The organism is Streptomyces sp. NPDC057010 (assembly GCF_042673805.1).
Taxonomy (GTDB): Bacteria; Actinomycetota; Actinomycetes; order Streptomycetales; family Streptomycetaceae; genus Streptomyces.
The window spans coordinates 71,552-97,729 of sequence record NZ_JBHUSC010000023.1; the positions used below are offsets into that span (position 1 = coordinate 71,552).

Genomic DNA, 26,178 nt, shown 5'->3' on the forward strand with positions numbered 1-26,178 from the left:
TCGTTGTCCGGCTGTCCGGCGCCGAGGCCGGGCCCTACGAAAGGTGTCGACATGATTCTCGATGGTCACGGCCACCCCTTGGCTGCGCTGATCGCAATCCTGGCCAGGCTGCTCGGCGCCATCCTCTGATCTCGAAGCCGGTTGACGGCGGCCGTCCGCCGCGTGCGCGTGCGTGCGCGTGGGCGGACGGCCTGCCCGTCGGTCCGGAGCGGTTCACCCCGACCCGGACCGCGGAGCGGACCCACCGCGCCCGTCGATCAGGTCGGCCAGGCCGTCCAGCAGGCGGCCCAGGGCGAAGCGGAACTGGAAGTCCGGCTCGCCCGAGCCGCCGAAGGCGGAGGATTCCAGCAGCCGTGTGAGGGCCGGATGGGTGTCCGGAGCGGTCAGCAGGTGCAGGGTGTGCACGTACTGGCCGAGGACCTGCTCCGGTGAGAGACCGGCCTTCACGATGGCGTCCATCATGTCCGCGGCCATGGTGGCCTCGTTCCGTACGAGACCTCCGATCAGGATGATCGTCGAGAGCTTCTCGCCCTCCTCCAGGCCCGTGCCGGCCAGGGCCGCGAGCCCGCGTTCCATCCAGGCCAGCTGGTTCGGGGTGGCGGGCGGCGCCGTGATCGGGATGCGCAGGATCCAGGAGTTGGCCATCAGGACGGCCCGCTGCGCGTACGCCCACTCCGACAGCAGCTCCCGCCAGCCCGCGCCTTCCCCCGCGGACGGCGGCGGCGGTGTGCCGACTCCCGCGTCCGACATCAGGATGTAGAGCTCTTCCTTCGCCGTGACGTACCGGTAGAGGGACATCGTCGAGACGCCCAGCTCCTTGGCGACCCGGCCCATGGAGACGGCGTCCATCCCCTCGGAGGCGGCCAGGGCCACGGCCGCGTCCACGATCCGCGCCAGCGTCAGGGTCGGGCGCGGCCCTTTTCCGGGGCGTTCGCGCAGGCCCCAGGCCATTTCCAGGCTCGCGGGGAGTCCCGTTGCGCCGTCCTCTTCCGGCATCGCCGTCCCTCCCTCCGCAGCAGATCGATTGACCCACATCCTAGGTCTGTGTATTACTTACACAGAAGCGCGTAACCCATACGCAGAAGGGAGCGTGGTCCCCGATGACCACGTACGACCACGCCGACCACGGCATCCACGCCACCGGCCTCACCAAGTCCTACGGCGGCCTCCGCGTCCTCGACGGCCTGCACCTCACCGTCCCCCGCGGGAGCGTCCTCGCCCTCCTCGGCCCCAACGGCGCCGGCAAGACCACCACCGTCCGCCTCCTCGCCACCCTCACCGCCCCCGACCCCGGCTCCGGAACCGCCCGCGTCGCCGGCCACGACATCACCGCCGACCGGGCCCGCGTCCGCGAACGCATCAGCCTCGCCGGACAGTTCGCCGCCCTCGACGACCTCCAGACCGGCACCGAGACCCTGCGCATGACCGGCCGGCTCTCCGGGCTCTCCGCCCGCGCGGCCCGCGCCCGCGCCGACGAGCTGCTCGCCCGCTTCGGACTCACCGAGGCCGCCGGCCGCACCGCGAAGACGTACTCGGGCGGCATGCGCCGTCGCCTCGACCTCGCCGCGAGCCTGGTCTCCCGCCCCGAGGTGCTCTTCCTCGACGAACCCACCACCGGCCTCGACCCGCGCAGCCGCCAGGACCTGTGGGACCTCGTACGGGAACTGCGCGCCGACGGCACGACCGTGCTGCTCACCACCCAGTACCTGGAGGAGGCCGACCGGCTCGCCGACCGCGTCGCCGTCCTCGCCGACGGCCGGATCGCCGCCGAAGGCACCCCGGCCGAGCTCAAAGCCCGCGTCGCCGGGCACCGCCTCGACCTGACCCTGGCCACCCGGGCCGCCTACGACACGCTCGCCCCGCGCGCCGTCCACCACGCCCCCGACGAGCTCGTCCTCGGACTGCCCACCGACGGCACCGCCGCCCACGTGCGCGCCCTGCTCGACGAACTCGACCCCGACCGCACCACCGTCGACCGCTTCGCGGTCCGCAGCGCCACCCTCGACGACGTGTTCCTCACCCTGACGGGAGCCGCCCCATGAGCACCGCCGCCCTCGCCCTCACCGCCCGCAGCCTGCGCATCAGCCGCCGGCAGCCCGACGTCCTGATCACCGCGCTGATGCTGCCCGTCATGCTGATGCTGATCTTCGTCTACTTCTTCGGCGGGGCCATCGACACCGGCACCGCGTACGTGACCTACGTCGTCCCGGGAGCCATGCTGCTCTGCGCCGGCTTCGGCGCGGCCAGCACCGCCATCAGCGTCGCCGACGACATGCGCGGCGGCGTCATCGACCGCTTCCGCTCCCGCGACATCGGCGGCATCCCCCTCCTCACCGCGCACGTCACCGCCTCCGTCGCGCGCAACCTGCTCTCCACCACCCTGGTCCTCGCCGTCGCCCTCGCCATCGGCTTCCGCCCCCAGGCCGGCGCACCCGGCTTCCTCGCCGCCGCCGGACTCCTCGCCGCCTACATCACGGCGATCTCCTGGCTGGCCGCGGCCCTCGGCCTGCTCGCCCAATCCCCCGAGGCGGCGGGCGGGTTCACGTTCCTGATGATGTTCCTGCCCTACCCCTCCAGCGCCTTCGTCCCCATCGACACCATGCCGGGCTGGCTCCACGGCTTCGCACACCACCAGCCCCTCACCCCGGTGATCGAATCCCTCCGCGCCCTCCTCCTGGACCGCCCCGCAGGAAACACCCCCTGGATCGCCCTCGCCTGGTGCGCGGCCATCACGGCCCTCGCCGTGACCCTGACGGCCGTCCTCTTCCGGCGCCGGACGCGGTAGCGGGCGGCCCGGACACTCGGCTCGGACCGCCCTGCCGCGGAGGTGGATCAGTGGGTCAGCGGGTAGGAGTGCCGGCCCGTCACCTCGTCGATCTCACCGTGTGCCTTCGTCAGCAGCTGCGACGAGAGATCCATGAGCGCACGGGCTCCCGCGATCTCCTCGCCGACCCGCAACTGCTCCGGGTCCGAGGGGTGGCGCAGGGCGTAACCGCGCGCCTTCACCTCGCTGCCGTCACCGAGTCTGACCATGGCCGCCGCACTCGTGCGGTGGCCTTCCTCGGTGAACTCCAGTTCCACATGCCATCCGACCAGCGTGGACATGGTGCATCACCTCCAGGGGGTCACCCTTTGACTTCCAGGGTGCGCCCCTCGTGCCCCGTACGCGAACGCTGGCTAGCGCAGGTACGGCGCGTACTGCTCCATGAGGAGCGAGGACTCGACCTGCTTCGCGACGTCCATGGAAACGATCATCGCGAGGCCGGCGGCCATCAGGATCCCCGGAGCGCTCAGCGGGTCCCGGGCCCCGATGCCCAGTACGGTCAGCGCCACCATCGGGAGCAGCACGATCACCCCGGAGTACAGGGCGTTCCACCAGGCCATCCGCGACCGGACGTGGCCGAGGTGGGCGGCGGTCGGCGGGCCCGGTTCGATGCCCGGGACGAAACCGCCCTGCCGCCGGATGTCATGGGCCGCCTCCTGCGGGTCGAGCACCCGCAGCGCGCACCGGTACATGCCGAGGACGACGGCCACGAAGGCGGCCGCCAGGTACCAGGGGCCGCCCAGCCCCCACAGCCACGCCGGCGCGAACACCACCAGGGACGCCCAGACCATCGGGTTGTATCCGGCCTGGTCGAACCGGACGGGGATGTACACGGTGTCGGCGCCGTGCCTCCAGCGGCCCGTCATCCGCCGCGCGCGCTGCACCGGGATGCGCCGCTCGGCCTGCCGGGCCGTGATGACGACCGGTACGACGACCAGGGCCACGGCCGGTACGACGGCCAGGGCCGGGGCGCCCCCGGCGGCGTACGCCTGCCCCGGAAGGACGGCCGCGACCTGGGTCAGGAAGAGCAGGGACGGCCCGTCACCGAGCCCGCGGTCACCGATCCACTCGGCCAGCCGCACCGTGAGCGCGGTGCCGGCGGCCGTACAGGCCACCACGGCGACCCCGTCCGGGAACGCCCGCCCGGCATCCGCCGCGACCGCCACCACCACGCCCCCGAGGGCACCGAGCCCGACGGCGAGGTACCGCCTGAACCGCCCGATCACGGCGGCGCCCACCGCGCTCCCGCTCCCCGGGTCCTCGTACTCGCTGAGCGCCCTCATCCGCGGGACCAGCGCGGTGAGCACCGAGGTCAGGACGCGCGCGGCATACAGCGGGAGCACACCCAGCGCGAGGACCGCCGGCGCCCGCAGCCCACCGCCGGTGACCAGATCGGCCAGCCCGCCCGGGCCGACCGGCCCGTCCGCCCCCGGCAGCGGCAGGTTCTGCCCCAGCCGGAACAGCAGCACCGCGCCCAGCGTGACCAGCAGCCGCCGCCGCGTGTCCGGCATCCGTAACGCGCGCACCCATCTGGACAGAGCCCCCACCCCCACCGTCAACGTTGCCCAACCGGCGTGTAGGACGAACCCGTTGACGGTGACGGTTGCGGCGGCAGCGGGTCAGCGGGCCTCGCGCAGCCAGCCCGCGACCTCGGTCGCCCAGTACGTGAGGATCGTGTCGGCACCGGCCCGCTTGATGCCCAGCAGGGTCTCCAGGATGGCCCGGTCGCGCTCGATCCAGCCCTTCTCGGCGGCGGCCTCGATCATCGCGAACTCGCCGCTGATCTGGTAGGCGGCCACCGGCACGTCCACCGCCTGCGCGACCCGGTACAGGATGTCGAGGTAGGGGCCGGCCGGCTTGACCATGACCATGTCGGCGCCCTCCTCCAGGTCCAGGGCCAGCTCGCGCAGGGACTCCCGGGCGTTCGCCGGGTCCTGCTGGTAGGTCTTGCGGTCACCCTGGAGGCTCGACGCGACGGCCTCGCGGAAGGGCCCGTAGAAGGCGGAGGAGTACTTGGCGGTGTAGGCGAGGATGGACACGTCCTCGTGCCCGGTCTCGTCGAGCGCGTCCCGGATGACACCGACCTGGCCGTCCATCATCCCGCTCGGGCCCACCACGTGAACGCCCGCGTCCGCCTGGACCTGCGCCATCTCCGCGTACCGCTCCAGCGTCGCGTCGTTGTCGACGCGGCCGTGCTCGTCGAGGACCCCGCAGTGCCCGTGATCGGTGTACTCGTCGAGACACAGGTCGGACATGATGACGAGGTCGTCCCCGACCTCCGCCTTCACATCGCGGATGGCGACCTGGAGGATCCCGTCCGGCTCGGTGCCCGCCGTGCCCAGCGCGTCCTTGTTCTCGTCCGCCGGGACCCCGAAGAGCATGATCCCCGCGACGCCCGCCTCGACCGCCTCCACGGCGGCCTTCCGCAGCGTGTCCCGCGTGTGCTGGACCACCCCGGGCATCGCCGAGATGGCGAGCGGCTCGGAGATCCCCTCGCGCACGAACGCCGGAAGGATCAGGTCCGAGGGGTGCAGCCGGTTCTCCGCGACCATCCGCCGCATGGCCGGGGTGGTCCGCAGCCGGCGGGGCCGGGAGCCGGGGAAGGATCCGTACGCGCTCATTCTCAGTCGCCTCTTCGAGCATCGACAGCAGTCGGCACAAGCCTAGGCGGTCGCTGTCCCGCCAGACGGAAAGCCCCTGGCGATGGTGGATCACGGCCGCTAGCCTCCGCCTGATCATCCGTACCGTTCCCGGGGACAGACCATGCCGATACGCGTTGCCCGACGGGCCCCCGGCCTGCCGGCCCTGGCGGCCGTCGCCGCCCTGGCCCTCGTCGGCTGCTCGCCACCACCCGTGAAGCCGGCGCCCGGACCCGCTCCCGCCTCCACGCCCCCCGTCGCCCCGAAGGCGCCCCCGAGCCGCCCGCTGACCGCTGAGGAGTTGGTGGCGGCCGCCCTGCCGGGAGAGGCGGGCGCGGACACGTACGGGAACCCGGTCTCGGTCCGCAAACGCCGGGCGGGCGACCGGAACTCCGAGCCGTCCGACCCCGCCTGCGCGCAGATGCTGACCGCCGCCCATGCCCGGCAGCCCTCCCAACCCGCGCCGGCCGTGGTGGAGCAGACCTTCAACTGGAAGAACGACGGGAACGGCGGCAACTCCACCCTCGCCTCTTACGGGAACTCCGGCGCGGTGGCGGCGTTCGCCCAGGTCCGCGAGGGGCTGAACACCTGCCGGTACTACGAGGCCCCGGCCCCGGAACCGATCACGACCTACAAGGGCACGGTCACCGTCTCTCCCGCCCCGCAGCTCGGGGACGAAGCGGTGCGGTTCGAGATCACCGCCCCGACCGAGATGGGCCCGCACGTGACCCAGTACACGGTGGTCCGCACGGGAAGCGTCGTCGCGACCTTCACCAAACTCTCGGTCGGCGACCGCGACGTACGCGACTTCCCGCCCGCCCTGATCTCCCAACAGACCTCCCTCCTCCAGCAGGCGCAGAGCTGACGCCTACGGCAGGTCGAGCAGCCCCCAGAACACCAGCGCGTTCAGCAGCACCACGGCGGGCGTGGCCACCGCGATCGCGACGCGCTGGCCGGCGTTGCGCGTCCGCCACGGCAGGGCCCAGCACCACACGAGCAGCCCCAGCACGGCCAGCAGCCCCGCGATGAACACGGGGAAGGCGATCTCGAAGCTGGCGTCGAAGGCATGGGCCGCCTCCGTCCCGCAGGAGTCGCAGGCCATCGGCGACAGCCCGGCGTAGAGCAGCGTCACGAAGGCCAGCGGCAGCGTCAGCAGGGTGGAGGCCAGCGGCGCGACGAAGGCCCGGCGGTCGCGGTCGTGTGTCAGCTCGGTCATGGGGACACTGAACCCCGCCCCCGGTGGTCCCCGGATCCGCACAGGTACTCAATCCCGCCTGGGTACGAGCCCGAACTCGCACCACACCACCTTGCCGGGCACCCGCGCCCCGACCCCCCACCGGTCGGCGACGGCCGCCACGAGCAGCAACCCGCGCCCGCCTTCGCACCCCGGGCCCCGGCCTTCGATCCGCGGACGCCCGCCGCCACTGTCGTGCACCTCGACCCGAACGAGGTCTTCGAACCGCAGCATCCGCAGCAGGTACCCCCGGCCGGGCGGGACACCGTGACGCAGGGCGTTGGTCGCCAGCTCGCTCACGCAGAGCAACATGTCGTCCCGGCGGCATGTGACACCCCACGCGTGCAGCGTCATGTCCGCGAACTCCCTGGCAGAGCGGACAGTTTGGCGGCTGCGGGGGTAGAACCGCTCGCGCAGCAGGGCGGGTTGGATTTCCACGTTCACGGCGTGATCGTCGCGGTGAGTGACTAGCGTGGAGGAGACGAGCAACCCGTACTCCTTGATGAGTACGGGTTGGTACGGGTATCTCGCACGTCCAGGCGGGGAGTTCACAGCCATGCCACCACGCAGGAGGGCCGCCAGGCCCAACGCCACCGCGATGAAGATGGTCGGCGCCCAGGTCGCCGCCGCCCGCATCGCCAAGGGAATGACCCAACGCGCCCTCGCCGAGGCGCTGCACATCGACGTCGAAACCCTCGCCTCGATCGAACAGGGCAGGCGCGTCCTGATGCCCAACGTCGCCGAAGAGATGGACCGCAACCTGGGCCTGCCCGGGGTCCTCACGGTGGCGGCGAACCGCCTCCCCGAGGTGGACATGGTCCCGGCCTGGGCGGAGGAGTACTTTGCCAGCGAGGCCGAGGCCCTCGCCCTGTCCTGGTACGACACGGTGCTCGTCCCCGGCCTACTCCAAACCGAGGAATACGCCCGCGCTGTGTTCAGCTGTCGCGTCCCATACATGGGCGAGGAGAAGATCGAGCTCCAGACTGCCCGCCGAATCAAGCGTCAGGAGATACTGCACCGCAGGATCCCGCCCACTCTCGGTTTCATCGTCTCGGAAGCAGCACTGCGCGACCGTCTTGGCGGCAACGGTGTCCACCGGGAGCAGGTGCGCCACCTGCGCGACTGCGCTGACCGCCCCGCCGTCTCGCTCCAGGTTCTACCCCTCGGCCTCACCGCTCACGCGGGTCTCACAGGCCCGTTCATCCTGCTGGAAACCCCCGATCACCAGCGTCTTGCGTACTCGGAGACCCAGCGCGGCAGCATCCTCGTCCGCGATCCCAATGAGGTCAGCATCCTTGCTCAGAAGTATGCAATGCTGCGGTCTCAGGCCCTCAACGTCGCAGAGACGAAAGGCCTGTTGGACCGGCTGCTAGGAGAGTCATGAGCACCGCACTGAAGTGGTTCAAGTCCAGCTACAGCGGCAGCGAGGGCGGCCAGTGCCTGGAAGCGGCCATCACCTGGCAGAAGTCCTCCTACAGCAACGACGAAGGCGGTGCCTGCGTCGAGGTTGCCAGCTACGCCTGGCAGAAGTCCTCCCACAGCAGCGACGAGGGCGGCCAGTGCGTCGAGGTCGCGTCGTGCGACTGCGCCGACACCGTCCACGTCCGGGACTCCAAGGTCCAAGACGGCCCGACCCTCCCCCTCGCCCCCGCCGCCTGGGCGGCCCTGACCCGCTGGGTCGCCGCCTAGCCGGCGGACGGGTCGTTGCGCCGGCACCAGTCCACCAGCGCGTTCCGTCGGTGGTCGGGCTGGTAGATCGGGCCGAGTTCGAGCACCCGCGCGTACGCCTCCGGCGTGCGCGGGTCGTTCCGCAGGGCCAGGCCGTAGGCGCCGATCAGGCGCAGCACGCGGTCGTCGGTGTCCAGGAGCCCCAGCAGGAGCGCCGTGGCGTCGGCCGTGCGGTCGTCGGAAGCGGCCAGGTAGTCCGCCGCCCCGCCGTGCACCGGGCTGTGCGGGTCGCGGACCAGGTCGCGGACGACGGCCCGGGGCCGCTCCGGGTCCTCATGCTCCTCCGCGAGCAGGGTCAGGGCGGCCGTGAAGCGGACCTGGTCGTCCGGGTCCCGCGTCAGGGCGCGCAGCGCAGCGCCGCCCCCGGGCGTCAGCGGTCGACCGGACCACGACAGGCAGTCGGGCACCTCGCGGCGCACCCGCGGATCGGGATGGCCGGCGTACCGGAGGCCGATGGCTTCCAGCCGGGGGTGTTCCACCTCGTGTTCGGTGAGGGCCGAGAGCACCTCGGCCAGCACCACGGCGTCCGGCTCCGCGTCGGCCCAGGCGGCGAGGAGCTCACGGTCCTCCTCGTGGTGCGGGTAGACGTCGTGGCCCGGGAAGAACTGCTGGGTCTGCAACCAGTCGGCGGCGAAGCGCCGATGGTCCGGGGAGGGGTGGTGGCGCAGGGCCGTCACCGTCTCCCACGCCCCCTCGCCGAGCCGCTCCCCGAGCGCGTACCGGGAGCCGGCCCAGTCCACGTGCCCGGGGTCGGGGTGCCGGACGGCACGGGCCACCAGCTCCTCCAGCGGGGCCGGGACGCCGAACGCCGACTCCAGGGTGGTCAGGACGGCGCCGTGTCCGGCGCGGACGGTCAGCCCGCCGAGCGCGATCTGCCCGACCCGGCACCAGTTCTCGTCGACCTCGCTGGTGTGCGCCGGACCCGTGGCGCCGGTCCGGCGGCGCAGTTCCGTCTCCGGGCCCGTCCCGTACCAGTGCCGGGCGGCGGCGAGCAGCCGCTCGCGCTCCGCCTCCGGCAGGCGGAGCCCCGGGTCCTGGAGGTCCCTGGACCACAGCAGGGCCCCGACCGTCGAGTCGGAGCCGCCTTCGACGGCCCGCAGCAGTGGGGTCGTTCCGTCCGGCAGGACCCGGTCCGGATCCGCGCCGGCCTCCACGAGGTCTTCGGCGATCCCGTGCGCGAACGCGGCCACCGCCGCGCACAGCACCGGCAGCCCGTCCTCGCCCGCCGTGTCCGGGTCCGCGCCCGCCTCCAGCAGCTCGCGCACCCGCTCGGCGTCCCCCGCCCGTACCGCTTCGTACAGCCCCATGGGCCCGAACATGCCACAGGGCCCGGGCGCACGTGGCACCCGGGCCCTGTCGGGGGACCTCGTCGATCAGGCCGGTCAGGTCGTACGACGCCGCCGCGCGCCCGGACGCCGCTCGCTCGGGCGGAAGACCGACTCGCCGGCCTCCTTGGCCGCCTCGCGGCGCGCCGCGCCGTACTCGGCCAGGGCCTCCGCCAGCTTGCTCACGCTCGGCTCCGGCGACAGCACGTCCACCCGCAGCCCGTGCTCCTCCGCGGTCTTGGCCGTCGCCGGGCCGATGCACGCGATGACGGTCACGTTGTGCGGCTTGCCCGCGATGCCGACCAGGTTGCGGACGGTCGACGAGGACGTGAAGAGCACCGCGTCGAAGCCGCCGCCCTTGATCGCCTCGCGCGTGTCCGCCGGCGGCGGCGACGCGCGCACCGTCCGGTAGGCGGTGACGTCGTCGACCTCCCACCCGAGCTCGATCAGCCCGGCGACCAGCGTCTCGGTCGCGATGTCGGCCCGCGGCAGGAACACCCGGTCGATCGGGTCGAAGACCGGGTCGTACGGCGGCCAGTCCTCCAGCAGACCGGCCGCGGACTGCTCCCCGCTCGGCACCAGGTCCGGCTTCACACCGAACTCCACCAGCGCCGCGGCGGTCTGCTCGCCCACCGCGGCGACCTTGATGCCCGCGAAGGCCCGCGCGTCGAGCCCGTACTCCTCGAACTTCTCGCGTACGGCCTTCACCGCGTTGACCGAGGTGAAGGCGATCCACTCGTAGCGGCCGGTGACGAGGCCCTTCACGGCCCGCTCCATCTGCTGCGGGGTCCGCGGCGGCTCCACGGCGATGGTCGGCACCTCGTGCGGCACCGCGCCGTACGAACGCAGTTGGTCGGAGAGCGAAGCGGCCTGCTCCTTGGTGCGCGGCACGAGCACCCGCCAGCCGAACAGCGGCTTCGACTCGAACCAGGCCATGTCCTCGCGCCGCGCGGCGGCGCTGTGCTCACCGACCACGGCTATGACCGGCCGGGCGCCCTCGGGCGACGGCAGCACCTTGCCCTGCTTGAACACCTGGGCGATCGTCCCCAGCGTCGCGGTCCAGGTCCGCTGCCGCGTGGTCGTACCGGCGACCGTCACCGTCAGCGGGGTGTCGGGCTTGCGCCCGGCGCCCACCAGCTCGGCGGCCGCCGCCGAGACCGTCTCCAGCGTCGCGGAGACGACGAGGATCCCGTCGCTGGCACCCACCTCGCTCCAGCAGCGCGCCGACGCGTTGCGGGCGTCGACGAAACGGACGTCCGCACCCTGCTCGCCCCGCAGCGGCACACCCGCGTACGCGGGCACGCCGACGGCGGTCGCGACGCCCGGCACCACCTCGAAGGGGATGCCCTCGGTGGCGCAGGCGAGCATCTCGCCGGCCGCGTTCCCGTCGAGCCCGGGGTCGCCGGTGACGGCACGGACGACCCGCCTGCCGGACCGCGCGGCCTCCATGACAAGATTGGCGGCATCGCGGATCACCGGGACCCCGGCGGCTGCTGACACTTCGTCAGCTATCGTCAGCTGCGGCGTGTCCACCCCCGCGCGCGCATGCGTCCGTACGACTTCGAGCACCTCGGGCTCCGCGATCAGTACGTCCGCGGCGGTGAGCGCCTCGACGGCGCGCAGCGTCAGCAGACCCGGGTCGCCCGGGCCGGCACCGAGGAAGGTGACGTGCCCGTGGGCGGCGACGCCCGCGAATGCGGAGGTGTTCGGACTTGTGGGGCTCACGCTCGCTCCCCCATAAGACCGGCCGCGCCCTTGGCCAGCATCTCGTCCGCGAGTTCGCGGCCGAGCGCCATGGCCTCGTCGTACGACTGGGGCACGGGACCGGTGGTGGACAGCTGCACCAGCGTCGAGCCGTCGAGGGTTCCGACGACGCCGCGCAGGCGCATTTCATTGACAATCTGCCCGTCGGCCAAAAGGTCGGCGAAGGCGCCCACCGGCGCGCTGCAGCCGGCCTCCAGGGCGGCGAGCAGGGAACGCTCGGCGGTCACGGCGGCCCGGGTGTACGGGTCGTCGAGCTTGCCGAGCGCGGCGATGAGGTCCGCGTCGGACGCGAGGCACTCCACCGCGAGGGCGCCCTGGCCGGGGGCCGGCAGGACGTGGTCGACCGACAGCAGGTCGGTCGCTTCATCACTGCGCCCGATCCGGTTCAGGCCGGCGGCGGCCAGCACGACGGCATCCAGCTCGCCGTCGCGCACGAACCCGATGCGCGTGTCGACGTTCCCCCGGATCGGCACGGTCTCGATCCGCTTGCCGAGGGAACGGGCGTAGTGGTTCAGCTGGGCCATCCGCCGCGGCGAGCCGGTACCGACCCGCGCGCCGTCGGGCAGCTGCTCGAAGGTCAGGCCGTCGCGCGCCACGAGCGCGTCCCGCGCGTCCTCGCGCCGCGGCATGGCCGCGATCACGAGGTCGTCGGGCTGCGCGGTCGGCAGGTCCTTCAGCGAGTGCACGGCGAAGTCGACCTCGCCGCGCAGCAGCGCGTCGCGCAGGGCCGTGACGAAGACGCCGGTCCCGCCGATCTGCGCGAGGTGCTCCCGCGAGACGTCACCGTAGGTCGTGATCTCCACGAGCTCCACGGGGCGGCCGGTGATCGCCCGTACGGCCTCGGCGACATGGCCCGACTGGGACATGGCCAGCTTGCTTCGCCGCGTGCCGAGCCGGAGGGGCTGGTCGAGACGTGGGTTCATGATGCCCGTCCTGGATCGTCGTTCTTGTCGGCCTGACTGACGGAGGCCACCGTCTGCGGGTCGAGATCGAAAAGTTCGCGCAGCGCCTCGGCGTACCCGGCGCCGCCGGGCTCGCTCGCGAGCTGCTTGACGCGCACGGTCGGCGCGTGGAGCAGTTTGTCGACGACGCGGCGCACGGTCTGGGTGACCTCGGCCCGCTGCCGCTCGTCGAGGTCGGGTACCCGCCCGTCGAGCCGGGCCACTTCCATGGCCACGACCTCTGCCGCCATGGCGCGCAGCGCGACGACGGTGGGCGTGATGTGCGCGGCCCGCTGGGCGGCCCCGAACGCGGCCACCTCATCGGTGACGATCGCCCGTACGGCATCCACGTCGGCCGCCATGGGCGCGTCGGCGGAAGCCTCGGCGAGGCTCTCGATGTCGACCAGGCGCACGCCGGGAATCCGGTGCACGGCGGCGTCGACGTCCCTGGGCATGGCCAGGTCCAGCAGCGCCAGCCGTACGGCGGTGCCGTCCGCGTGGGTACGGGTGGTGCGCCGGGGCTGCCGCTGCGCGGCGGCCTCGCCCTGGTCGGCCCAGGTCCCGTGCAGCTCCAGCGAGTTGGCATCGACCCCGGTCAGCGCGGCCCGCCCGTCGGGCCCGACCGGGCACCCGTCCGCCTCCGCGGGAGCGGCGATGGTCCGCGCGGCCCCGGCATCGGCCAGCCGCTTCCCGCCTTCGGCGGCAGCGGCCAGCCGAGCCACGAGCCCGGCGTCCAGCAGTTCCACCGCAGCGGCAGCCGAACCTCCGGCGGCAGCCGAACCTCCGGCGGCAGCCGAAACAGCGGCGGGAGCCAAATCCAGCCCCGCCGGCGTTTGAGGCGCGGGGTCCGGGGCGGAGCCCCGGGACACGGCGGCGAGCACGTCATCGGCGGTCAGCACCAACCCGGTGGCCCCGGTGCAGGACACCACCACATCGACGCGCGTCAGCTCATCGGCAACCGCCCTCATCGGGACGGCCCGCGCAGCGACCCCGGTGCCCGAGGCAACCAGAATCTCCGCCAAACGCTCCGCCCGCTCGGCGGTCCGGTTGGCGACCACGACCTCGGCCACGCCCACCCGCGCCAGCGTCGCCGCCGCCAGCGAGGACATCGAACCGGCACCGATCACCAGCGCCCGCTTGCCGGCGGCCCACTCCCCCACCGGGAGGTGAACGGCCAGCTGCTCCAGCCCGAAGGTCACCAGCGACTGCCCCGCCCGGTCGATCCCGGTCTCGGAGTGCGCCCGCTTGCCGACCCGCAGCGCCTGCTGGAACAGGTCGTTGATCAGCCGCCCGGCGGTGTGCAGCTCCTGCCCCAGCGCCAGCGCGTCCTTGATCTGCCCGAGGATCTGCCCCTCGCCGACCACCATCGAGTCCAGCCCGCACGCCACCGAGAAGAGGTGGTGGACGGCCCGGTCCTCGTAGTGCACGTACAGGTACGGGGTGAGCTCCTCCAGCGCGACACCACTGTGCTGCGCCAGCAACGTGGACAGCTCGGCCACGCCGGCGTGGAACTTGTCCACGTCCGCGTAGAGCTCGATCCGGTTGCACGTGGCGAGCACCGCCGCCTCGACCGCCGGCTCGGCGGCCAGCGTGTCGTGCAGCAGCTTCACCTTGGCGTCAGCGGACAGCGAGGCCCGCTCCAGCACGCTGACGGGCGCGCTGCGATGGCTCAGACCGACGACGAGCAGACTCATGCCGGCATCACCGCCGGCACGTCGCCCTCGGGGTTGCCCTTGCGCGCCTCGGCGGCCGCGCGCCCGGCCGGCGGCACCACGGCCGCGGCGGGGGCGGCGCCGCCCACGGAGGAGCCGCTCTCGCCGGCTGCGGCGGCGGCTTCCTCGCCGGCCTTGCGCTGCTCGTGGAAGGCGAGGATCTGGAGCTCGATGGACAGGTCGACCTTCCGCACGTCCACGCCCTCGGGCACGGACAGCACGGTCGGGGCGAAGTTCAGGATGGAGGTGACACCGGCGGCGATCAGCCGCTCGCTGACCTGCTGCGCGGCTCCGGCCGGCGTCGCGATGACGCCGATGGAGACGCCGTTCTCCTCGATGATCTTCTCGAGGTCGTCGGTGTGCTGGACGGGCATCCCGGCCACCGGCTTGCCGGCCATCGCCGGGTCGGCGTCGATCAGCGCGGCCACGCGGAATCCGCGCGAGGCGAAGCCGCCGTAGTTGGCCAGGGCGGCGCCGAGGTTACCGATGCCGACGATGACGACCGGCCAGTCCTGGGTCAGCCCGAGCTCGCGGGAGATCTGGTAGACGAGGTACTCGACGTCGTAGCCGACGCCGCGCGTCCCGTAGGAACCGAGGTACGAGAAGTCCTTGCGCAGCTTCGCGGAGTTGACTCCGGCGGCGGCCGCGAGCTCCTCGGAGGACACCGTGGGGACCGATCGCTCGGAGAGCGCGGTGAGGGCGCGCAAGTACAGCGGAAGCCGGGCGACAGTGGCCTCGGGAATACCTCGGCTGCGGGTCGCCGGTCGGTGAGTTCGGCCAGTTGCCACGATGCTCCTGCGGGATGAGCGGGGCTGCAGGCGGCCACTTGTCCCAGGACCGCCCCGTCGACAGCAGGCTATGCCTTTGTGAACGCGTGCACAAAGATTGTGTCCGCTTTGTCCGACCAAAGTGACCGGGGTCACGCAACCGGGGCGGGTGAGGCAGGAACCGACGGCACGCCGAACCCGTTCAAATCCCGAAGGGGGCAAAACCGTACACACTCCTCACAGATACGCCCCCGAGACCCCATAAATCGCCCATGATGGTAACCGGGGAGCGGGTCAGCCCCCCAATGCCCGCCGCAGCCGGTCCGGGTTCACCCTCCAGAAGGTGTGCTGCTCGCCGTCCACCAGCACGACCGGAATCTGCTCCCAGTACAACCGGTAGAGCTCCTCGTCCTGCGAGATGTCCTTCTTCTCCCACTGCGCCCCCGTCTCCGCGCAGACCTTCTCGACCACTTCCTGGGCGTCGTCACAGAGGTGGCACCCCGGCTTCCCGACGAGCGTCACCATCCGCTCCGCGGGGCTCTTCTTTTCCTTGCGGCGCAACAAAGGGCTCATGCGCCCATTCTCCCGCTCCTGCGCCCGCTCCCCGCCGTAACAGGCGCGCCCCGAAGAGTTCACGCCTTCGAATCCCATCGGTTCGGGAACTCCCGAACACAGTGGCTATGCTCGCGTCATGGCCGCTCTGGGATGGCTCACCCCCCGTAGGCGCTCCGCCACCGCGCGGAGCGTGCTGGCAGGCGAGGCCTCGGCCGAGGCCGCCCGCAAGACCGCGCTGGCCGAAACCGTGGAGGCCGGGCCGGCCGGGCCACACGAGGCGGAAGCGGAAGCACCGCAAGCGGTGGCGGAACCCGCACCGGCACCGGAAGAGGCAGAACCCGAGCCCGAGTTCCCCGTCGCCGGCGACGACCTCGCCGCCGCCTTCTTCGACCTCGACAACACCGTCATGCAGGGCGCCGCGATCTTCCACTTCGGCCGCGGCCTCTACAAGCGCGAGTTCTTCCGCCGCCGCGAACTCGCCCGCTTCGCCTGGCAGCAGGCCTGGTTCCGGCTCGCCGGGGTCGAGGACCCCGACCACATGCAGGACGCCCGCGACAGCGCCCTGTCCATCGTCAAGGGCCACAAGGTCTCCGAACTGATGGCCATCGGCGAGGAGATCTACGACGAGTACATGGCCGAGCGGATCTGGCCGGGCACCCGCGCCCTGGCCCAGGCCCACCTCGACGCCGGCCAGAAGGTGTGGCTCGTCACGGCCGCGCCCGTGGAGACGGCCACGATCATCGCCCGCCGCCTCGGCCTGACCGGGGCGCTGGGCACCGTCGCCGAATCCGTCGACGGCGTCTACACCGGCCGCCTGGTCGGCGAGCCGCTGCACGGCCCCGCCAAGGCGGAGGCCGTCCGCGCCCTGGCCGCCGCCGAGGGCCTGGACCTCGAACGCTGCGCCGCCTACAGCGATTCGCACAACGACATTCCGATGCTGTCACTGGTCGGGCACCCGTACGCGATCAATCCCGACACAAAACTGCGCAAGCATGCCCGGACCAACGACTGGCGGCTGCGCGACTATCGGACCGGCCGCAAGGCCGTGAAGGTCGGCGTCCCGGCGGCCGCCGGAGTCGGCGCGCTCGCGGGCGGCGCGGCCGCCGCCATCGCCCTGCACCGCCGCCGCCGCTAGCCCCGACGGGCCCGGCGACGGGCCGCCGCCAGCGCCGGAGCCCCCGCACGCCCGACGGGCCGCGCCCGCCCGGCTCCGCCCCTCCGTACCCGGGGGCATTCCCCCAGCCCTACCCCCGGATGGGGCAGGGCACTCCGCCATGCCCGACTCGGTCGCGCGCCCCCTAGGAAGCGTCCATTCCGCGCATCCAACTGATCACCAAACGATCACCAACAGCGACTGAATATGCCCTCGACACGCAACAGAAGTGTCGGAACCGGTGATTTGAGCAACTGGGTGTAGTGCTGCCTGTACGAAGCGTTATTCTCCTCAAACGCATGCCACCGGCCATCTGTCGCCACGACGGGTGAACGGTCCCGCACTGCACGTGATGGAAGCTCTGCCTCTGGGAGTCCCGTGTACCCACCTGTCGGGGTTGACGCCTCGGGCCTGGCTACGCTGCGCGCAACGGTCCTCGACCACCTGCGCGGCTTCGTCCCCACCGCGTACGCCGTCCCCGCCTTCGCCGCCGCGGTCCCTGCCGGTCTCGGCCCGGCCGGCCCTTGCTATGCCCTGACGGACGGCGGAGCGACGGTGGGCAGACGAGGTCGTACGGCCGCGGGCTCGGCCGGGACCGCCGGCACGAGCACGCAGGCCGCCCCCCGCCGCCCCACCGCGGACAGCGACCAGGCCCGCATGATGGACCTGGTCGAACGCGCCCAGGCCGGCGAGGCCGAGGCCTTCGGCCGCCTCTACGACCAGTACAGCGACACGGTCTACCGCTACATCTACTACCGCGTCGGCGGCAAGGCGACCGCGGAGGATCTCACCAGCGAGACCTTCCTGCGCGCGCTGCGCCGCATCTCCACCTTCACCTGGCAGGGCCGCGACTTCGGCGCCTGGCTGGTGACGATCGCCCGCAACCTGGTCGCCGACCACTTCAAGTCCAGCCGCTTCCGCCTGGAAGTGACCACGGGCGAAATGCTGGACGCGAACGAGGTGGAACGGTCCCCCGAGGACTCCGTCCTGGAGTCCCTCTCCAACGCGGCCCTGCTGGAGGCCGTACGGAAACTCAATCCGCAGCAGCAGGAGTGCGTGACCCTGCGCTTCCTGCAGGGCCTCTCGGTCGCCGAGACGGCCCGGGTGATGGGGAAGAACGAAGGCGCCATCAAGACGCTCCAGTACCGGGCGGTGCGCACCCTGGCCCGCCTCCTCCCCGAAGACGCCCGCTGAATCACTCACAACCGGTGACCCCTCGATGACGCTGTGGTCCGATCATCCTTCGTCCGTAACCCAAGTGCCGCGACGCTCGTTGTGCGGAATGCAGGCTCCCTGTGGACACGCCCTGCCCGAAGCCGCTCACTCGAAAGTGTGGATGTGCTCAAGGAAGGCAACCTTCCGGACACCTTGGGGAGTCGATCGTCATGACGAGAGGAGGTGCCGCCAGTGATCGCGAACGTGACTCCGCACCGGCGGGCGAACGCCTTCGCCCAGGCCCTGGAGGATCGGACCCAGTCCGACCTTTCGGAACCGGACCCGGCGGCCGAGCAGTCCGAGGCACCTGCCGAACCTGCCGACCACGACCGGTTGTTGGCCCTGGCGAGCGCGCTCGGCGAACGTATGCCGCGCCCGGTGCTGGACCCCGAGGTCAAAGTGGTGCAGCGAGCCCAGCTCGTTGCCGCCATGGAGGCCATGGTGCTCGAGGAAAGGGCCGGGGGCGGTGCCGCATCGGACCCTCAGGTGCCCGAACAGCGGACCGGCCGCGGCGCCCACCGGGCGACCTCGCTCCGGAAATTGCGGCCCCGCTCCCGCTGGTCCAAGGGCATCGCAGCGGGCGGACTCACCGTGGGTGTGGCCGCAGGGGCCTTCAGCGGAGTGGCCGCTGCCAGCACCGACGCCCTGCCCGGTGACTCCCTCTACCCGATCAAGCGGGGCATGGAGGATCTGAAGCTCGGGATGGCCGAGGACGATTCGGACCGGGGCGAGCTCTACCTCGACCAGGCCTCGAACCGCCTGTCGGAGGCCCGCAGGCTGATGGAGCGCGGCAAGGGCGGAAACATCCTGGACCACGAGGCCCTGGGTGACATCCGCCGAGCGCTGGCGGGCATGAAGCACGATGCCGAACAGGGCCACCGGCTGCTCCAGGCGGCCTACCAACGGGACGGCTCGCTCGACCCGATCAAGGCGCTGTCTGCGTTCTCCCGCTCCCACCGCGACACGTGGGGGCAACTGCGGTCGAACCTCCCCCCGCAGCTCACGGATGTGGGCGGCGAGGTGGAATCGGTGTTCCGGGCCATAGACGAAGACGTGGCCCCGCTCCAGGGTCTGCTCCCGAAGCCCCCGGAGCAGACCCGGGGTTCCGGCTCGTCCGGCACCCCGGCCACACCGGGCACCCCCGGCACCAAGCACCAGTCGGCCCCCGCCTCCGGCACCCCGTCGGGCAGCCCCGCGCCGTCCCCCTCGGGCAGCAGCAGGCCCCCGGCCACCGGCGGCCTGATCGGTGGCGCCGGCGACATCCTCAACCCGCCGGCGGGCCAGTCCGCCCCGCCCTCCCCGGGCACCCCGGACCACCCCAAGCCGGACATCACCCTCCCGCCCCTCCTCCCCGGCCTCCTACCGGGCCTGGGCATCAACGCGGAGGACGCGGAGTAACAACGGGAAGGGCGGGCTGCACCTCGCAGCCCGCCCTTCAACGGCGCGTCAGAAGAAAACGGACCGCCGCTGCACGAGCAGCTTGTACAGCGTGTGCTGGATCTGCTCCCGAACCTGGTCGGTCAGGTTGAACATCAGCATCGGATCATCGGCCGCCTCAGCCGCATAGCCCGCGGTAGCGATCGGTTCCCCGAACTGGATCGTCCACTTCGTGGGCAACGGCACCGCCCCCAACGGCCCCAGCCAGGGGAACGTCGGCGTGATCGGGAAGTACGGGATCCCCAGTAGCCGCGCCAACGTCTTCGCGTTGCCGACCATCGGGTAGATCTCCTCCGCCCCCACGATCGAGCACGGCACGATCGGCGTCCCCGCCCGCAGCGCCGTCGACACGAACCCGCCCCGCCCGAACCGCTGCAGCTTGTACCGGTCTCCGAACGGCTTCCCTATCCCCTTGAAGCCCTCGGGCATGACCCCGACCAGCTCCCCGGCCTCCAGCAGCCGTTGCGCGTCCTCCGCGCAGGCGAGGGTGTGCCCGGCCTTCCGCGCCAGCTCGTTCACCACCGGCAGCATGAACACCAGGTCCGCCGCCAGCAGCCGCAGGTGCCGCTGCGCCGGGTGGTGGTCGTGCACCGCCACCTGCATCATCAGGCCGTCCAGCGGCAGCGTCCCGGAGTGGTTCGCCACGATCAGCGCCCCGCCCTCCTTCGGGACGTTCTCGATCCCCTTCACCTCGACCCGGAAGTACTTCTCGAACAGCGGCCGCATCAAGGACATCAGGACCTGGTCCGTCAGTTCCTTGTCGTAGCCGAAGTCGTCGACCTCGTACTCCCCGGTGATCCGCCGCCGCAGGAACGACAGCCCGCCCGCGATCCGCCGGTCCCAGCCGCCGCCGCGCGGCTCCACCGGCGCCGGCTCGGGAGCGGCCGGCTCCACGGGCTCCGCCGCCGGCTCGGGCGCGGACACCGCCCGCACCCTGCGCGGCGACCGCCGTCTCGGCCGGTCCTCGTCGAACGGAATGACCTTGGCGTCCGCCACTATCGCCTCGCTCCTTGATCCGCATCCGCATCCGCATCGGCAGCCGCACGCATGTCGGCCTTCAGCACGGCCGCCACCCGCTCCACGGCCCGCCCCATCCGCTCGGGCGGCAGCAGCCCGTTCCCCCGGCTCCGCGCGAAGTCCGCGAAGGTCTCGACGGTCGTGTACATCGGCTCGAAGCCGAGCACCTCCCGCATCTGGGTGGTCTCCACGACCCGGCCGTGCGTCAGGAGCCTCATCTGCTCCGGCGAGAAGTCGGTGATCCCGACCGCCCGCAGCGCCGACCCCACCCACGTCACCGCGGGCAGCAGCATCGGCACCGTCGGCCGCCCCAGCCGCCGCGCGCACTGCGACAGCAGCAGGACCCCGTCGCCCGCGATGTTGAAGGTCCCGCTGTTCAGCGTCCCCCGCCGCGGTTCCTGCGCCGCCAGCCGCAGGACGTCGAGCACGTCGTCCTCGTGGACGAACTGGAGCCGCGGGTCGTAGCCGAGCACCGTCGGCATCACGGGGATCGAGAAGTACTCGGCGAGCGCCGAGTCCGCGAAGGGCCCCAGGATGTTCGCGAACCGCAGCACGCACACCGCGACGTCCGGCCGCCTGCGGGCGAAGCCCCGTACGTACCCCTCGACCTCGGCGGCGTCCTTGGCGAAGCCGCCCGCCGGCAGCGACTTGGGCTCCGTGGTCTCGGTGAAGACGGCCGGATCCCGCGAGGTGCCCCCGTACACGCTGGTACTGGACTTCACCACGAGCCGCCGTACCGTCGGCGACTTCTGGCAGGCCCCGAGGAGCTGCATCGTCCCGATGACGTTCGTTTCCTTCACGGTGCTGTGCGCACCGCCGGTCCCCCCGGTGCCCCCCGTGACCGCGAGATGGACCACCGTGTCCACGGCGTGCTCGGCCAGCACGCGGGCGATCGCCGACTGTCTGATGTCCGTACGGACGAACTCGGCCGATCCGAGCCGGTGCGGCGGCGTCACCGCGTCCACCGCGATCACCCGCTCGACCTCCGGGTCGCGCTGGATCCGGCGCACGAAGCGGCCGCCCAGCTGCCGGGCAGCCCCGGTGACGAGTACGACCTTCCCCACGAGTTCAGCGCCTCCCTCGAGAAGTACCCCGGCTGCACCGCAGCCCCTCCACCAAGGATGGTGGAGGGGCTGCGGAGAACACGTACAGCTGCCGTTTACTTCTTGTTACGGCGCTGGACGCGGGTGCGCTTGAGCAGCTTGCGGTGCTTCTTCTTAGCCATCCGCTTGCGCCGCTTCTTGATAACAGAGCCCACGACTACCCTCGCTCACTTCTCTTCACTGGTGCGGGGCGTCTGGGCCCACACGACCTACGTCGGCCTAGCCTACCCGTCCCAGCTCTGAGCTTGTAATCCGAGAGGTGCCGGGGGGTCACTCTCAGGCCGACTCCACCCCCACATAGGACTCTCGGAGGTACTCGTGGACCGCGTTCTCGGGGACCCGGAAGGACCGGCCCACCCGGATTGCGGGCAGATGACCGTTGTGCACCAGGCGGTACACGGTCATCTTCGACACTCGCATCACCGAGGCGACCTCCGCCACGGTCAGGAACTGAACCTCACTGAGAGGCCTCTCGCCAGCAGCCATGACACACCTTGACCTTCCGCGCATGACGGGCACCGGCTTCCCCTCCGGTTACTCCTCGTCGTCGCACGCTCACTCCCCAGAGTAGGGGCGCGTGATACGAGTGGGGAAGAGGAGCTACAGCCACTCCTGGCCGTGCGGCAAGCCCGCCCGGCCGAGCACGTAGCGAGTAAGCGGTCGGTAGTAGTCCGCGCGCACCGCGTCATCAAGCGGAACGGCCACCGAGACCCGGCCCTCGGCCTCCCCGACGAAGAGCGCGGGATCATCCGTATCGGCCAGCCCGATCGCCTCCACACCCAACTGACCTGCACCGCAGACCCATCCGTGATCCCCCACCACGAGTTCCGGCAGGGGCCCGCCGGCCTCCGCCAGGGCTTCCAGCGCCATTCGAACCGGCAGCGGCGAATGGGTGTGTGCGCCGGTGGCACTCCCCGGCCGCCGCACGCCGGGCTCCCGCACCAGTGCGACCCCCCGTACGTAATCGATGCTGTGCGTGCGTACGCCGAACCGGGTCGCCATGTCGACACTGGCCCCCTGCGCCGGAGTGAGGACAACACATCCCGCCGCCGACATCGCCTCGGCCAACCCGCCGTAGAACCCCAGGAGCCGGTGCGGGTGCCCCGTCCCGAACAACACGGGCGCCCGCACCTCGGCCGCCGCCCGCAGCCGCCCCGCGAACACCTCCAGCGCGGCCAGCGTCAGCTCCGGATCGATCACGTCCGGGCCGCTGACGTGCGCGGGATCCGCCGACACCCCGCACTTGTCCGCCATCAGCCTCAGCAGGTCACCCTCGTCCCAGCCCCACTCGGGTTCCAGCCCCAGTAACACCCGGGGATCCCGCGCCGCGAACAGCCGGTAACTGCGCAGGCTTTCCTCCCGCGAGGTCGCAACGGTCCCGGCCAACCGGGCGGCCAGCAGATGCGCACGCAGGGCGCCGGCACTCAACACCCTCCGATGCTGCCTCACAAAGCCCCGCCGGACGCACATTCAGCCGCCGGCGTTTGAGGCAGGGCATTTCCGGCCTCGCCCCGCCCCGCCCCGCCCCGCCTCAGGTCAGCATGCCCCGCAACGGAAACACGGCCCGCCGAGTGGCCAGGACGGCCTGATCGGTCCGGTCCGCCGGGTCGTACCCCGCCTCCCAGTCCCGCCAGGCCGGCGACCGCCCGTCGGTCATCCGCAGCGGCGCCACCTCCCGGGTCCGCGCATACACCTCGTCCCGCCAGTCCGCCGGCACCGCCGTCCCCGGATCCACGGGCCGGTGCCCGGCGATGGCGACCAGATGCGTCCAGGACCGCGGTACGACGTCGACCACCGCGTACCCGCCACCGCCCAGCGCCAGCCACCGCCCGCCCGCGTACTCGTGCGCCAGCCCGTGGCACGCCTCCTGCACCGCCCGCTGCGCGTCCAGCGACACCGCCAGATGGGCGAGGGGGTCCTCGAAGTGCGTGTCGGCCCCGTGCTGGGTGACCAGCACCTGCGGCCGGAAGTCCGCCAACAGCTCCGGCACGGTCGCGTGGAAGGCACGCAGCCACCCCTCGTCGCCGGTCCCGGCCGGCAGCGCGACGTTCACCGCCGACCCCTCGGCGGCCGGCCCCCCGGTCTCCTCGGGCCACCCCGTCTGCGGGAACAGCGTCCGCGGGTGCTCGTGCAACGACACCGTCAGCACGCGCGGATCGTCCCAGAAGGCCGCCTGCACACCGTCCCCGTGGTGCACGTCGACGTCCACGTACGCGACCCGCTCGGCCCCCAGTTCCAGCAGCCGCGCGATCGCCAGCGCCGCGTCGTTGTACACGCAGAACCCGGCCGCCCCGCCCGGCATCGCGTGGTGCAGCCCGCCGGCGAAGTTCACGGCGTGCTCGGCCTCGCCGCGCCAGATCGCCTCCGCGCCCGCCACCGACTGCCCGGCGATCAGCGCGGACGCCTCGTGCATCCCGTGGAAGGCGGGATCGTCCATGGTCCCGAGCCCGTACGACCCGTCGGCGATCCCCGGGTCGGCGGACACCTCGCGGACCGCCGCGACGTAGTCCTCCCGGTGGACGAGCCGCAGCGTCGAGTCCCCGGCCGGACGGGCCGCCCGTACCTCCAGCGCCCGGTCGAGCCCGAAGGCGCGTACCAGCCCCATGGTCAGGGCCAGCCTCACCGGATCCATCGGATGGCCGGGCCCGAAGTCATACTTCGTTACCGCCTCGTCCCACATCAACAACCCGCGGCCGCTCATGCCCGACACCGTATCGGGCCCGGTCGGAGCCGAACGAGCGGGCGTACAGAAGCGTGATCAAGACGAGCACCATCGGTACGAGCATGGCCCCGCGGTAGCTCCACGCGTCTCCGATCCCCCCAACGAGCGGCGACCCGATGAGGAACCCCACGTAGTTGAAGATGTTCAGCCGGGCGATGGCCGTGTCGGACGCGCCCGGGAACAACCGCCCCGCGGCGGCGAAGGTCTGCGGCACGATCACGCACAGCCCGATCCCCAGCAGCGTGAAGCCGAGCATCCCCACCCACGCGCCGGGTGCCGACGCGACGACGGCGAACCCGGAGGCGGCGACGAGGGTCCCGCCCCGGACCACGGCCGCGGCCCCGAAGCGCCGCACGCCCAGGTCCCCGACGGCCCGCCCGATCAGCGTGGTCACCATGTAGACGTTGTACGGGACGGTCGCCAGCTGCTCGGAGCTCCCCAGCACGTCCTGGAGGTACTTGGCACTCCAGTTCGCCACCGTCGAGTCCCCGATGTAGGCACACGCCATCACCAGGCAGAGCGGCAGCAGCAGTTTGCCCCCACCGGCCCCCAGCCCCTTCTCGTGGGCCTCGGCGGGAGCGTCGACGTAACGCCGGCTGCCCACCAGCCCGAGCGGCAGCAGCACCACCACGGTCGGCAGGTAGCTCACGAAGAGGTCGAGGTGCCAGTGCGCCCCGGCCCAGGCGGCCGAGGCGCCCAGAATCCCGCCGAGGCTGTACGCGGCGTGGAAACCCAGCATGATGCTGCGCCCGTACGCCCGTTGGAGGCTGACCCCGAGCATGTTCATCGAGGCGTCCAGCGCGCCGACCGACAGCCCGAACGCCCCCAGGGCCACCGCCACGTGCCACAGCTGCGTGCCGGCCCCGACCCCCAGCAGCGACAGCAGCACCAGCGGCTGCGCCCACCGCAGTACCGCACTGGGCGCGACCCGCTTCACGAGGTGCTCGGTGGCGACGCTCGACACCCCCGCGAGGATCGGCACGGCCGCGAGGAAGGCGGGCAGCAGCCCGTCGGATATCCCGTACCGGTCCTGGATCGCCGGGATCCGCGTCACGAGCAGCGCAAAGGCGACGCCCTGCGCGAAGAAGCTGAACCCCAGAGCGCTACGCCCGCGCCGTAGCCGCACGTCAACCGTCATGGCGGCACAGCGTAGGCCCCAGGGCTACCGGTGGGTAGAGAGATCACACGGGCAGTTGCAGAAGCAGCGGGAGCTGCATCATGTCCCCGAAGTAACCCGTGGCCCCCGGCAGCTGGTCGGCGGGCAGCATCGCGGTGTACGCGTACACGTCCATCCCCGCGGCCCGGGCCGCCTCGATCCCCCGCGGGCTGTCTTCGATGACCACGCACCGCGCGGGGTCGACGCCCATCTGCCGAGCCGCGTGCAGGAACAGCTCGGGGGACGGCTTGCCCTGGCCCACGTCGTCGGAGCTGAAGATCCACTCCTCTTCGAACCACCCGTCGATCCCGGCGGCCAGGTGGCCGGCCCGGATCCGCTCGTGGCTCCCGGAGGACGCCAGGCAGTAGCCGACCCCGCTCGCGGTCAGCGCTCCGAGCACGTCCTCGATCCCGGCGACGGGCTTGAGTTCCCGTTCGAAGGCGGCGGCCGTCCGCGCGGTCAGGGTCTTGTCGAAGTCCGTGGGCAGCCGGCCGCCGGTCCGCTCGAGGACGAGATCGTGCACGCGGTGCACGGCCGCCCCCATGTAGTCCCTGAGCGAGTCCTCGTACGTGGTCGGGTGCCCCAGCTCGGTCAGGTACTCGGCGAGGACGTTGTTGGCGAGCGGCTCGCTGTCCACCAGCACGCCGTCGTTGTCGAAGATGACGAGGTCATAACCCATACCCCAACCCTACGAGCCGTCAGCCCACGATCCGCTCGTCCCCATGCCGGGCATCCGACGGATTCTGAGCACACCGGATTCGGCCCCGGAACGCAGAAAAGCCCCGCACCAGAAGGTGCGGGGCTTTCCCACAATGATTGTTCGGCGGCGTCCTACTCTCCCACAGGGTCCCCCCTGCAGTACCATCGGCGCTGAAAGGCTTAGCTT

At 71.9% G+C, this 26,178-nt stretch carries 28 protein-coding genes; 8 read left to right on the plus strand and 20 right to left on the minus strand.

All coding sequences use genetic code 11. The features are described 5' to 3' along the window. Window positions 1–213: 213 nt before the first annotated feature. The gene (locus ACFTXQ_RS20445) at window positions 214–996 is read right to left on the minus strand and encodes a TetR/AcrR family transcriptional regulator (RefSeq protein WP_382642650.1); all 783 of its coding nucleotides are present in this window, start codon (window positions 994–996) and stop codon (window positions 214–216) included. A gap of 104 nt (window positions 997–1,100) precedes the next feature. Between ACFTXQ_RS20445 and ACFTXQ_RS20450 the strand changes: the two genes are divergently transcribed. Continuing rightward, a complete protein-coding gene (locus ACFTXQ_RS20450; protein WP_382642652.1) occupies window positions 1,101–2,042 on the plus strand; it encodes an ATP-binding cassette domain-containing protein in 942 nt (313 codons plus the stop codon). Then, the gene (locus tag ACFTXQ_RS20455; protein WP_382642654.1) at window positions 2,039–2,785 is read left to right on the plus strand and encodes an ABC transporter permease; all 747 of its coding nucleotides are present in this window, start codon (window positions 2,039–2,041) and stop codon (window positions 2,783–2,785) included. The genes ACFTXQ_RS20450 and ACFTXQ_RS20455 overlap by 4 nt, the downstream gene beginning before the upstream one ends. Window positions 2,786–2,832: 47 nt before the next feature. On the opposite strand, the gene ACFTXQ_RS20460 is transcribed toward ACFTXQ_RS20455, so the two are convergent. From ACFTXQ_RS20460 to hemB, 3 genes are all read right to left on the minus strand, one after another. Continuing rightward, window positions 2,833–3,105, minus strand: coding sequence for a DUF1876 domain-containing protein (locus ACFTXQ_RS20460; protein ID WP_382642656.1), 273 nt, complete (start codon window positions 3,103–3,105; stop codon window positions 2,833–2,835). A gap of 72 nt (window positions 3,106–3,177) precedes the next feature. Then, complete coding sequence (locus ACFTXQ_RS20465) at window positions 3,178–4,335, minus strand: preprotein translocase subunit SecY (RefSeq protein ID WP_382642658.1); 1,158 nt, start codon at window positions 4,333–4,335, stop codon at window positions 3,178–3,180. Window positions 4,336–4,443: 108 nt separating this feature from the next. Continuing rightward, window positions 4,444–5,445: a porphobilinogen synthase gene (hemB, locus tag ACFTXQ_RS20470; protein ID WP_030851849.1), complete on the minus strand. Its 1,002-nt coding sequence runs from the start codon at window positions 5,443–5,445 to the stop codon at window positions 4,444–4,446. Between the two features lie 142 nt (window positions 5,446–5,587). Between hemB and ACFTXQ_RS20475 the strand changes: the two genes are divergently transcribed. Then, complete coding sequence (locus tag ACFTXQ_RS20475) at window positions 5,588–6,328, plus strand: hypothetical protein (RefSeq protein ID WP_382642660.1); 741 nt, start codon at window positions 5,588–5,590, stop codon at window positions 6,326–6,328. 3 nt (window positions 6,329–6,331) lie between these two features. On the opposite strand, the gene ACFTXQ_RS20480 is transcribed toward ACFTXQ_RS20475, so the two are convergent. Continuing rightward, the gene (locus ACFTXQ_RS20480; RefSeq protein ID WP_382642662.1) at window positions 6,332–6,679 is read right to left on the minus strand and encodes a hypothetical protein; all 348 of its coding nucleotides are present in this window, start codon (window positions 6,677–6,679) and stop codon (window positions 6,332–6,334) included. A gap of 48 nt (window positions 6,680–6,727) precedes the next feature. Beyond that, a complete protein-coding gene (locus ACFTXQ_RS20485; RefSeq protein WP_382642664.1) occupies window positions 6,728–7,141 on the minus strand; it encodes an ATP-binding protein in 414 nt (137 codons plus the stop codon). A 154-nt stretch (window positions 7,142–7,295) separates the two neighbouring features. Between ACFTXQ_RS20485 and ACFTXQ_RS20490 the strand changes: the two genes are divergently transcribed. Both ACFTXQ_RS20490 and ACFTXQ_RS20495 read left to right on the plus strand, forming a co-directional pair. Continuing rightward, window positions 7,296–8,081 carry a Scr1 family TA system antitoxin-like transcriptional regulator gene (locus ACFTXQ_RS20490; protein WP_382642666.1) on the plus strand — a complete coding sequence of 262 codons (786 nt, stop codon included), beginning with the start codon at window positions 7,296–7,298 and terminating at the stop codon, window positions 8,079–8,081. Continuing rightward, the gene (locus ACFTXQ_RS20495; RefSeq protein ID WP_382642668.1) at window positions 8,078–8,386 is read left to right on the plus strand and encodes a DUF397 domain-containing protein; all 309 of its coding nucleotides are present in this window, start codon (window positions 8,078–8,080) and stop codon (window positions 8,384–8,386) included. The genes ACFTXQ_RS20490 and ACFTXQ_RS20495 overlap by 4 nt, the downstream gene beginning before the upstream one ends. Here the strand turns inward: ACFTXQ_RS20495 and ACFTXQ_RS20500 are convergent. From ACFTXQ_RS20500 to ACFTXQ_RS20525, 6 genes are all read right to left on the minus strand, one after another. Further along, window positions 8,383–9,732, minus strand: a complete 1,350-nt coding sequence (locus tag ACFTXQ_RS20500) for a HEAT repeat domain-containing protein (protein WP_382642670.1) — start codon at window positions 9,730–9,732, stop codon at window positions 8,383–8,385. The genes ACFTXQ_RS20495 and ACFTXQ_RS20500 overlap by 4 nt on opposite strands. A gap of 75 nt (window positions 9,733–9,807) precedes the next feature. After that, the gene (locus tag ACFTXQ_RS20505; protein WP_382642671.1) at window positions 9,808–11,475 is read right to left on the minus strand and encodes a uroporphyrinogen-III synthase; all 1,668 of its coding nucleotides are present in this window, start codon (window positions 11,473–11,475) and stop codon (window positions 9,808–9,810) included. After that, complete coding sequence (gene hemC, locus ACFTXQ_RS20510) at window positions 11,472–12,437, minus strand: hydroxymethylbilane synthase (protein WP_382642673.1); 966 nt, start codon at window positions 12,435–12,437, stop codon at window positions 11,472–11,474. The genes ACFTXQ_RS20505 and hemC overlap by 4 nt, the downstream gene beginning before the upstream one ends. After that, entirely contained in the window at window positions 12,434–14,149 is a 1,716-nt protein-coding gene (locus ACFTXQ_RS20515; protein ID WP_382642675.1) for a glutamyl-tRNA reductase, read from the minus strand. Before ACFTXQ_RS20515 ends, hemC begins: the two co-directional genes overlap by 4 nt. Continuing rightward, entirely contained in the window at window positions 14,146–14,955 is an 810-nt protein-coding gene (locus ACFTXQ_RS20520) for a redox-sensing transcriptional repressor Rex (RefSeq protein WP_382642677.1), read from the minus strand. Before ACFTXQ_RS20520 ends, ACFTXQ_RS20515 begins: the two co-directional genes overlap by 4 nt. A 273-nt stretch (window positions 14,956–15,228) precedes the next feature. Continuing rightward, a complete protein-coding gene (locus ACFTXQ_RS20525; protein ID WP_382642678.1) occupies window positions 15,229–15,507 on the minus strand; it encodes a glutaredoxin family protein in 279 nt (92 codons plus the stop codon). Window positions 15,508–15,625: 118 nt separating this feature from the next. Between ACFTXQ_RS20525 and ACFTXQ_RS20530 the strand changes: the two genes are divergently transcribed. The 3 genes from ACFTXQ_RS20530 (at window position 15,626) to ACFTXQ_RS20540 (ending at window position 19,255) form a co-directional block, all read left to right on the plus strand. Continuing rightward, a complete protein-coding gene (locus ACFTXQ_RS20530; protein ID WP_382642680.1) occupies window positions 15,626–16,624 on the plus strand; it encodes an HAD family hydrolase in 999 nt (332 codons plus the stop codon). Window positions 16,625–17,020: 396 nt separating this feature from the next. Beyond that, window positions 17,021–17,836, plus strand: coding sequence for an ECF subfamily RNA polymerase sigma factor, BldN family (locus tag ACFTXQ_RS20535; protein WP_382642681.1), 816 nt, complete (start codon window positions 17,021–17,023; stop codon window positions 17,834–17,836). Window positions 17,837–18,049: 213 nt separating this feature from the next. Then, entirely contained in the window at window positions 18,050–19,255 is a 1,206-nt protein-coding gene (locus tag ACFTXQ_RS20540) for a DUF5667 domain-containing protein (RefSeq protein WP_382642683.1), read from the plus strand. 48 nt (window positions 19,256–19,303) lie between these two features. On the opposite strand, the gene ACFTXQ_RS20545 is transcribed toward ACFTXQ_RS20540, so the two are convergent. The 8 genes from ACFTXQ_RS20545 to ACFTXQ_RS20580 all read right to left on the minus strand — a co-directional run bounded on the left by ACFTXQ_RS20545 (window position 19,304) and on the right by ACFTXQ_RS20580 (window position 25,971). After that, on the minus strand, window positions 19,304–20,290 hold the full coding sequence (locus tag ACFTXQ_RS20545; protein WP_382642685.1) for a lysophospholipid acyltransferase family protein: 987 nt from the start codon (window positions 20,288–20,290) through the stop codon (window positions 19,304–19,306). Beyond that, window positions 20,290–21,375: an NAD-dependent epimerase/dehydratase family protein gene (locus ACFTXQ_RS20550; protein ID WP_382642687.1), complete on the minus strand. Its 1,086-nt coding sequence runs from the start codon at window positions 21,373–21,375 to the stop codon at window positions 20,290–20,292. The genes ACFTXQ_RS20545 and ACFTXQ_RS20550 overlap by 1 nt, the downstream gene beginning before the upstream one ends. Window positions 21,376–21,470: 95 nt before the next feature. Then, window positions 21,471–21,569: a 30S ribosomal protein bS22 gene (locus ACFTXQ_RS20555; RefSeq protein WP_003948845.1), complete on the minus strand. Its 99-nt coding sequence runs from the start codon at window positions 21,567–21,569 to the stop codon at window positions 21,471–21,473. A gap of 121 nt (window positions 21,570–21,690) precedes the next feature. Next, the gene (locus ACFTXQ_RS20560; RefSeq protein ID WP_008738568.1) at window positions 21,691–21,900 is read right to left on the minus strand and encodes a helix-turn-helix domain-containing protein; all 210 of its coding nucleotides are present in this window, start codon (window positions 21,898–21,900) and stop codon (window positions 21,691–21,693) included. Between the two features lie 114 nt (window positions 21,901–22,014). Next, entirely contained in the window at window positions 22,015–22,845 is an 831-nt protein-coding gene (locus tag ACFTXQ_RS20565) for a phosphatase (protein ID WP_382642689.1), read from the minus strand. Between the two features lie 100 nt (window positions 22,846–22,945). Then, window positions 22,946–24,115 carry an acetoin utilization protein AcuC gene (locus tag ACFTXQ_RS20570; RefSeq protein WP_382642691.1) on the minus strand — a complete coding sequence of 390 codons (1,170 nt, stop codon included), beginning with the start codon at window positions 24,113–24,115 and terminating at the stop codon, window positions 22,946–22,948. After that, on the minus strand, window positions 24,066–25,274 hold the full coding sequence (locus ACFTXQ_RS20575) for an MFS transporter (protein ID WP_382642692.1): 1,209 nt from the start codon (window positions 25,272–25,274) through the stop codon (window positions 24,066–24,068). Before ACFTXQ_RS20575 ends, ACFTXQ_RS20570 begins: the two co-directional genes overlap by 50 nt. 43 nt (window positions 25,275–25,317) lie before the next feature. Continuing rightward, window positions 25,318–25,971, minus strand: a complete 654-nt coding sequence (locus ACFTXQ_RS20580; protein ID WP_382642694.1) for an HAD family hydrolase — start codon at window positions 25,969–25,971, stop codon at window positions 25,318–25,320. Window positions 25,972–26,178 lie beyond the last annotated feature (207 nt).

Bases quoted from the DNA above. Each gene is read 5' to 3' on its own strand.
- ACFTXQ_RS20475 (WP_382642660.1), top strand. From the start codon at position 5,588: ATGCCGATACGCGTTGCCCGACGGGCCCCCGGCCTGCCGGCCCTGGCG.
- hemB (WP_030851849.1), bottom strand. From the start codon at position 5,445: ATGAGCGCGTACGGATCCTTCCCCGGCTCCCGGCCCCGCCGGCTGCGG.
- ACFTXQ_RS20445 (WP_382642650.1), bottom strand. From the start codon at position 996: ATGCCGGAAGAGGACGGCGCAACGGGACTCCCCGCGAGCCTGGAAATG.
- ACFTXQ_RS20525 (WP_382642678.1), bottom strand. From the start codon at position 15,507: ATGAGCCCTTTGTTGCGCCGCAAGGAAAAGAAGAGCCCCGCGGAGCGG.
- ACFTXQ_RS20480 (WP_382642662.1), bottom strand. From the start codon at position 6,679: ATGACCGAGCTGACACACGACCGCGACCGCCGGGCCTTCGTCGCGCCG.
- ACFTXQ_RS20490 (WP_382642666.1), top strand. From the start codon at position 7,296: ATGAAGATGGTCGGCGCCCAGGTCGCCGCCGCCCGCATCGCCAAGGGA.
- ACFTXQ_RS20575 (WP_382642692.1), bottom strand. From the start codon at position 25,274: ATGACGGTTGACGTGCGGCTACGGCGCGGGCGTAGCGCTCTGGGGTTC.
- hemC (WP_382642673.1), bottom strand. From the start codon at position 12,437: ATGAACCCACGTCTCGACCAGCCCCTCCGGCTCGGCACGCGGCGAAGC.
- ACFTXQ_RS20455 (WP_382642654.1), top strand. From the start codon at position 2,039: ATGAGCACCGCCGCCCTCGCCCTCACCGCCCGCAGCCTGCGCATCAGC.
- ACFTXQ_RS20495 (WP_382642668.1), top strand. From the start codon at position 8,078: ATGAGCACCGCACTGAAGTGGTTCAAGTCCAGCTACAGCGGCAGCGAG.
- ACFTXQ_RS20580 (WP_382642694.1), bottom strand. From the start codon at position 25,971: ATGGGTTATGACCTCGTCATCTTCGACAACGACGGCGTGCTGGTGGAC.
- ACFTXQ_RS20560 (WP_008738568.1), bottom strand. From the start codon at position 21,900: ATGGCTGCTGGCGAGAGGCCTCTCAGTGAGGTTCAGTTCCTGACCGTG.
- ACFTXQ_RS20450 (WP_382642652.1), top strand. From the start codon at position 1,101: ATGACCACGTACGACCACGCCGACCACGGCATCCACGCCACCGGCCTC.
- ACFTXQ_RS20465 (WP_382642658.1), bottom strand. From the start codon at position 4,335: ATGCCGGACACGCGGCGGCGGCTGCTGGTCACGCTGGGCGCGGTGCTG.
- ACFTXQ_RS20500 (WP_382642670.1), bottom strand. From the start codon at position 9,732: ATGGGGCTGTACGAAGCGGTACGGGCGGGGGACGCCGAGCGGGTGCGC.
- ACFTXQ_RS20530 (WP_382642680.1), top strand. From the start codon at position 15,626: ATGGCCGCTCTGGGATGGCTCACCCCCCGTAGGCGCTCCGCCACCGCG.
- ACFTXQ_RS20515 (WP_382642675.1), bottom strand. From the start codon at position 14,149: ATGAGTCTGCTCGTCGTCGGTCTGAGCCATCGCAGCGCGCCCGTCAGC.
- ACFTXQ_RS20460 (WP_382642656.1), bottom strand. From the start codon at position 3,105: ATGTCCACGCTGGTCGGATGGCATGTGGAACTGGAGTTCACCGAGGAA.
- ACFTXQ_RS20570 (WP_382642691.1), bottom strand. From the start codon at position 24,115: ATGAGCGGCCGCGGGTTGTTGATGTGGGACGAGGCGGTAACGAAGTAT.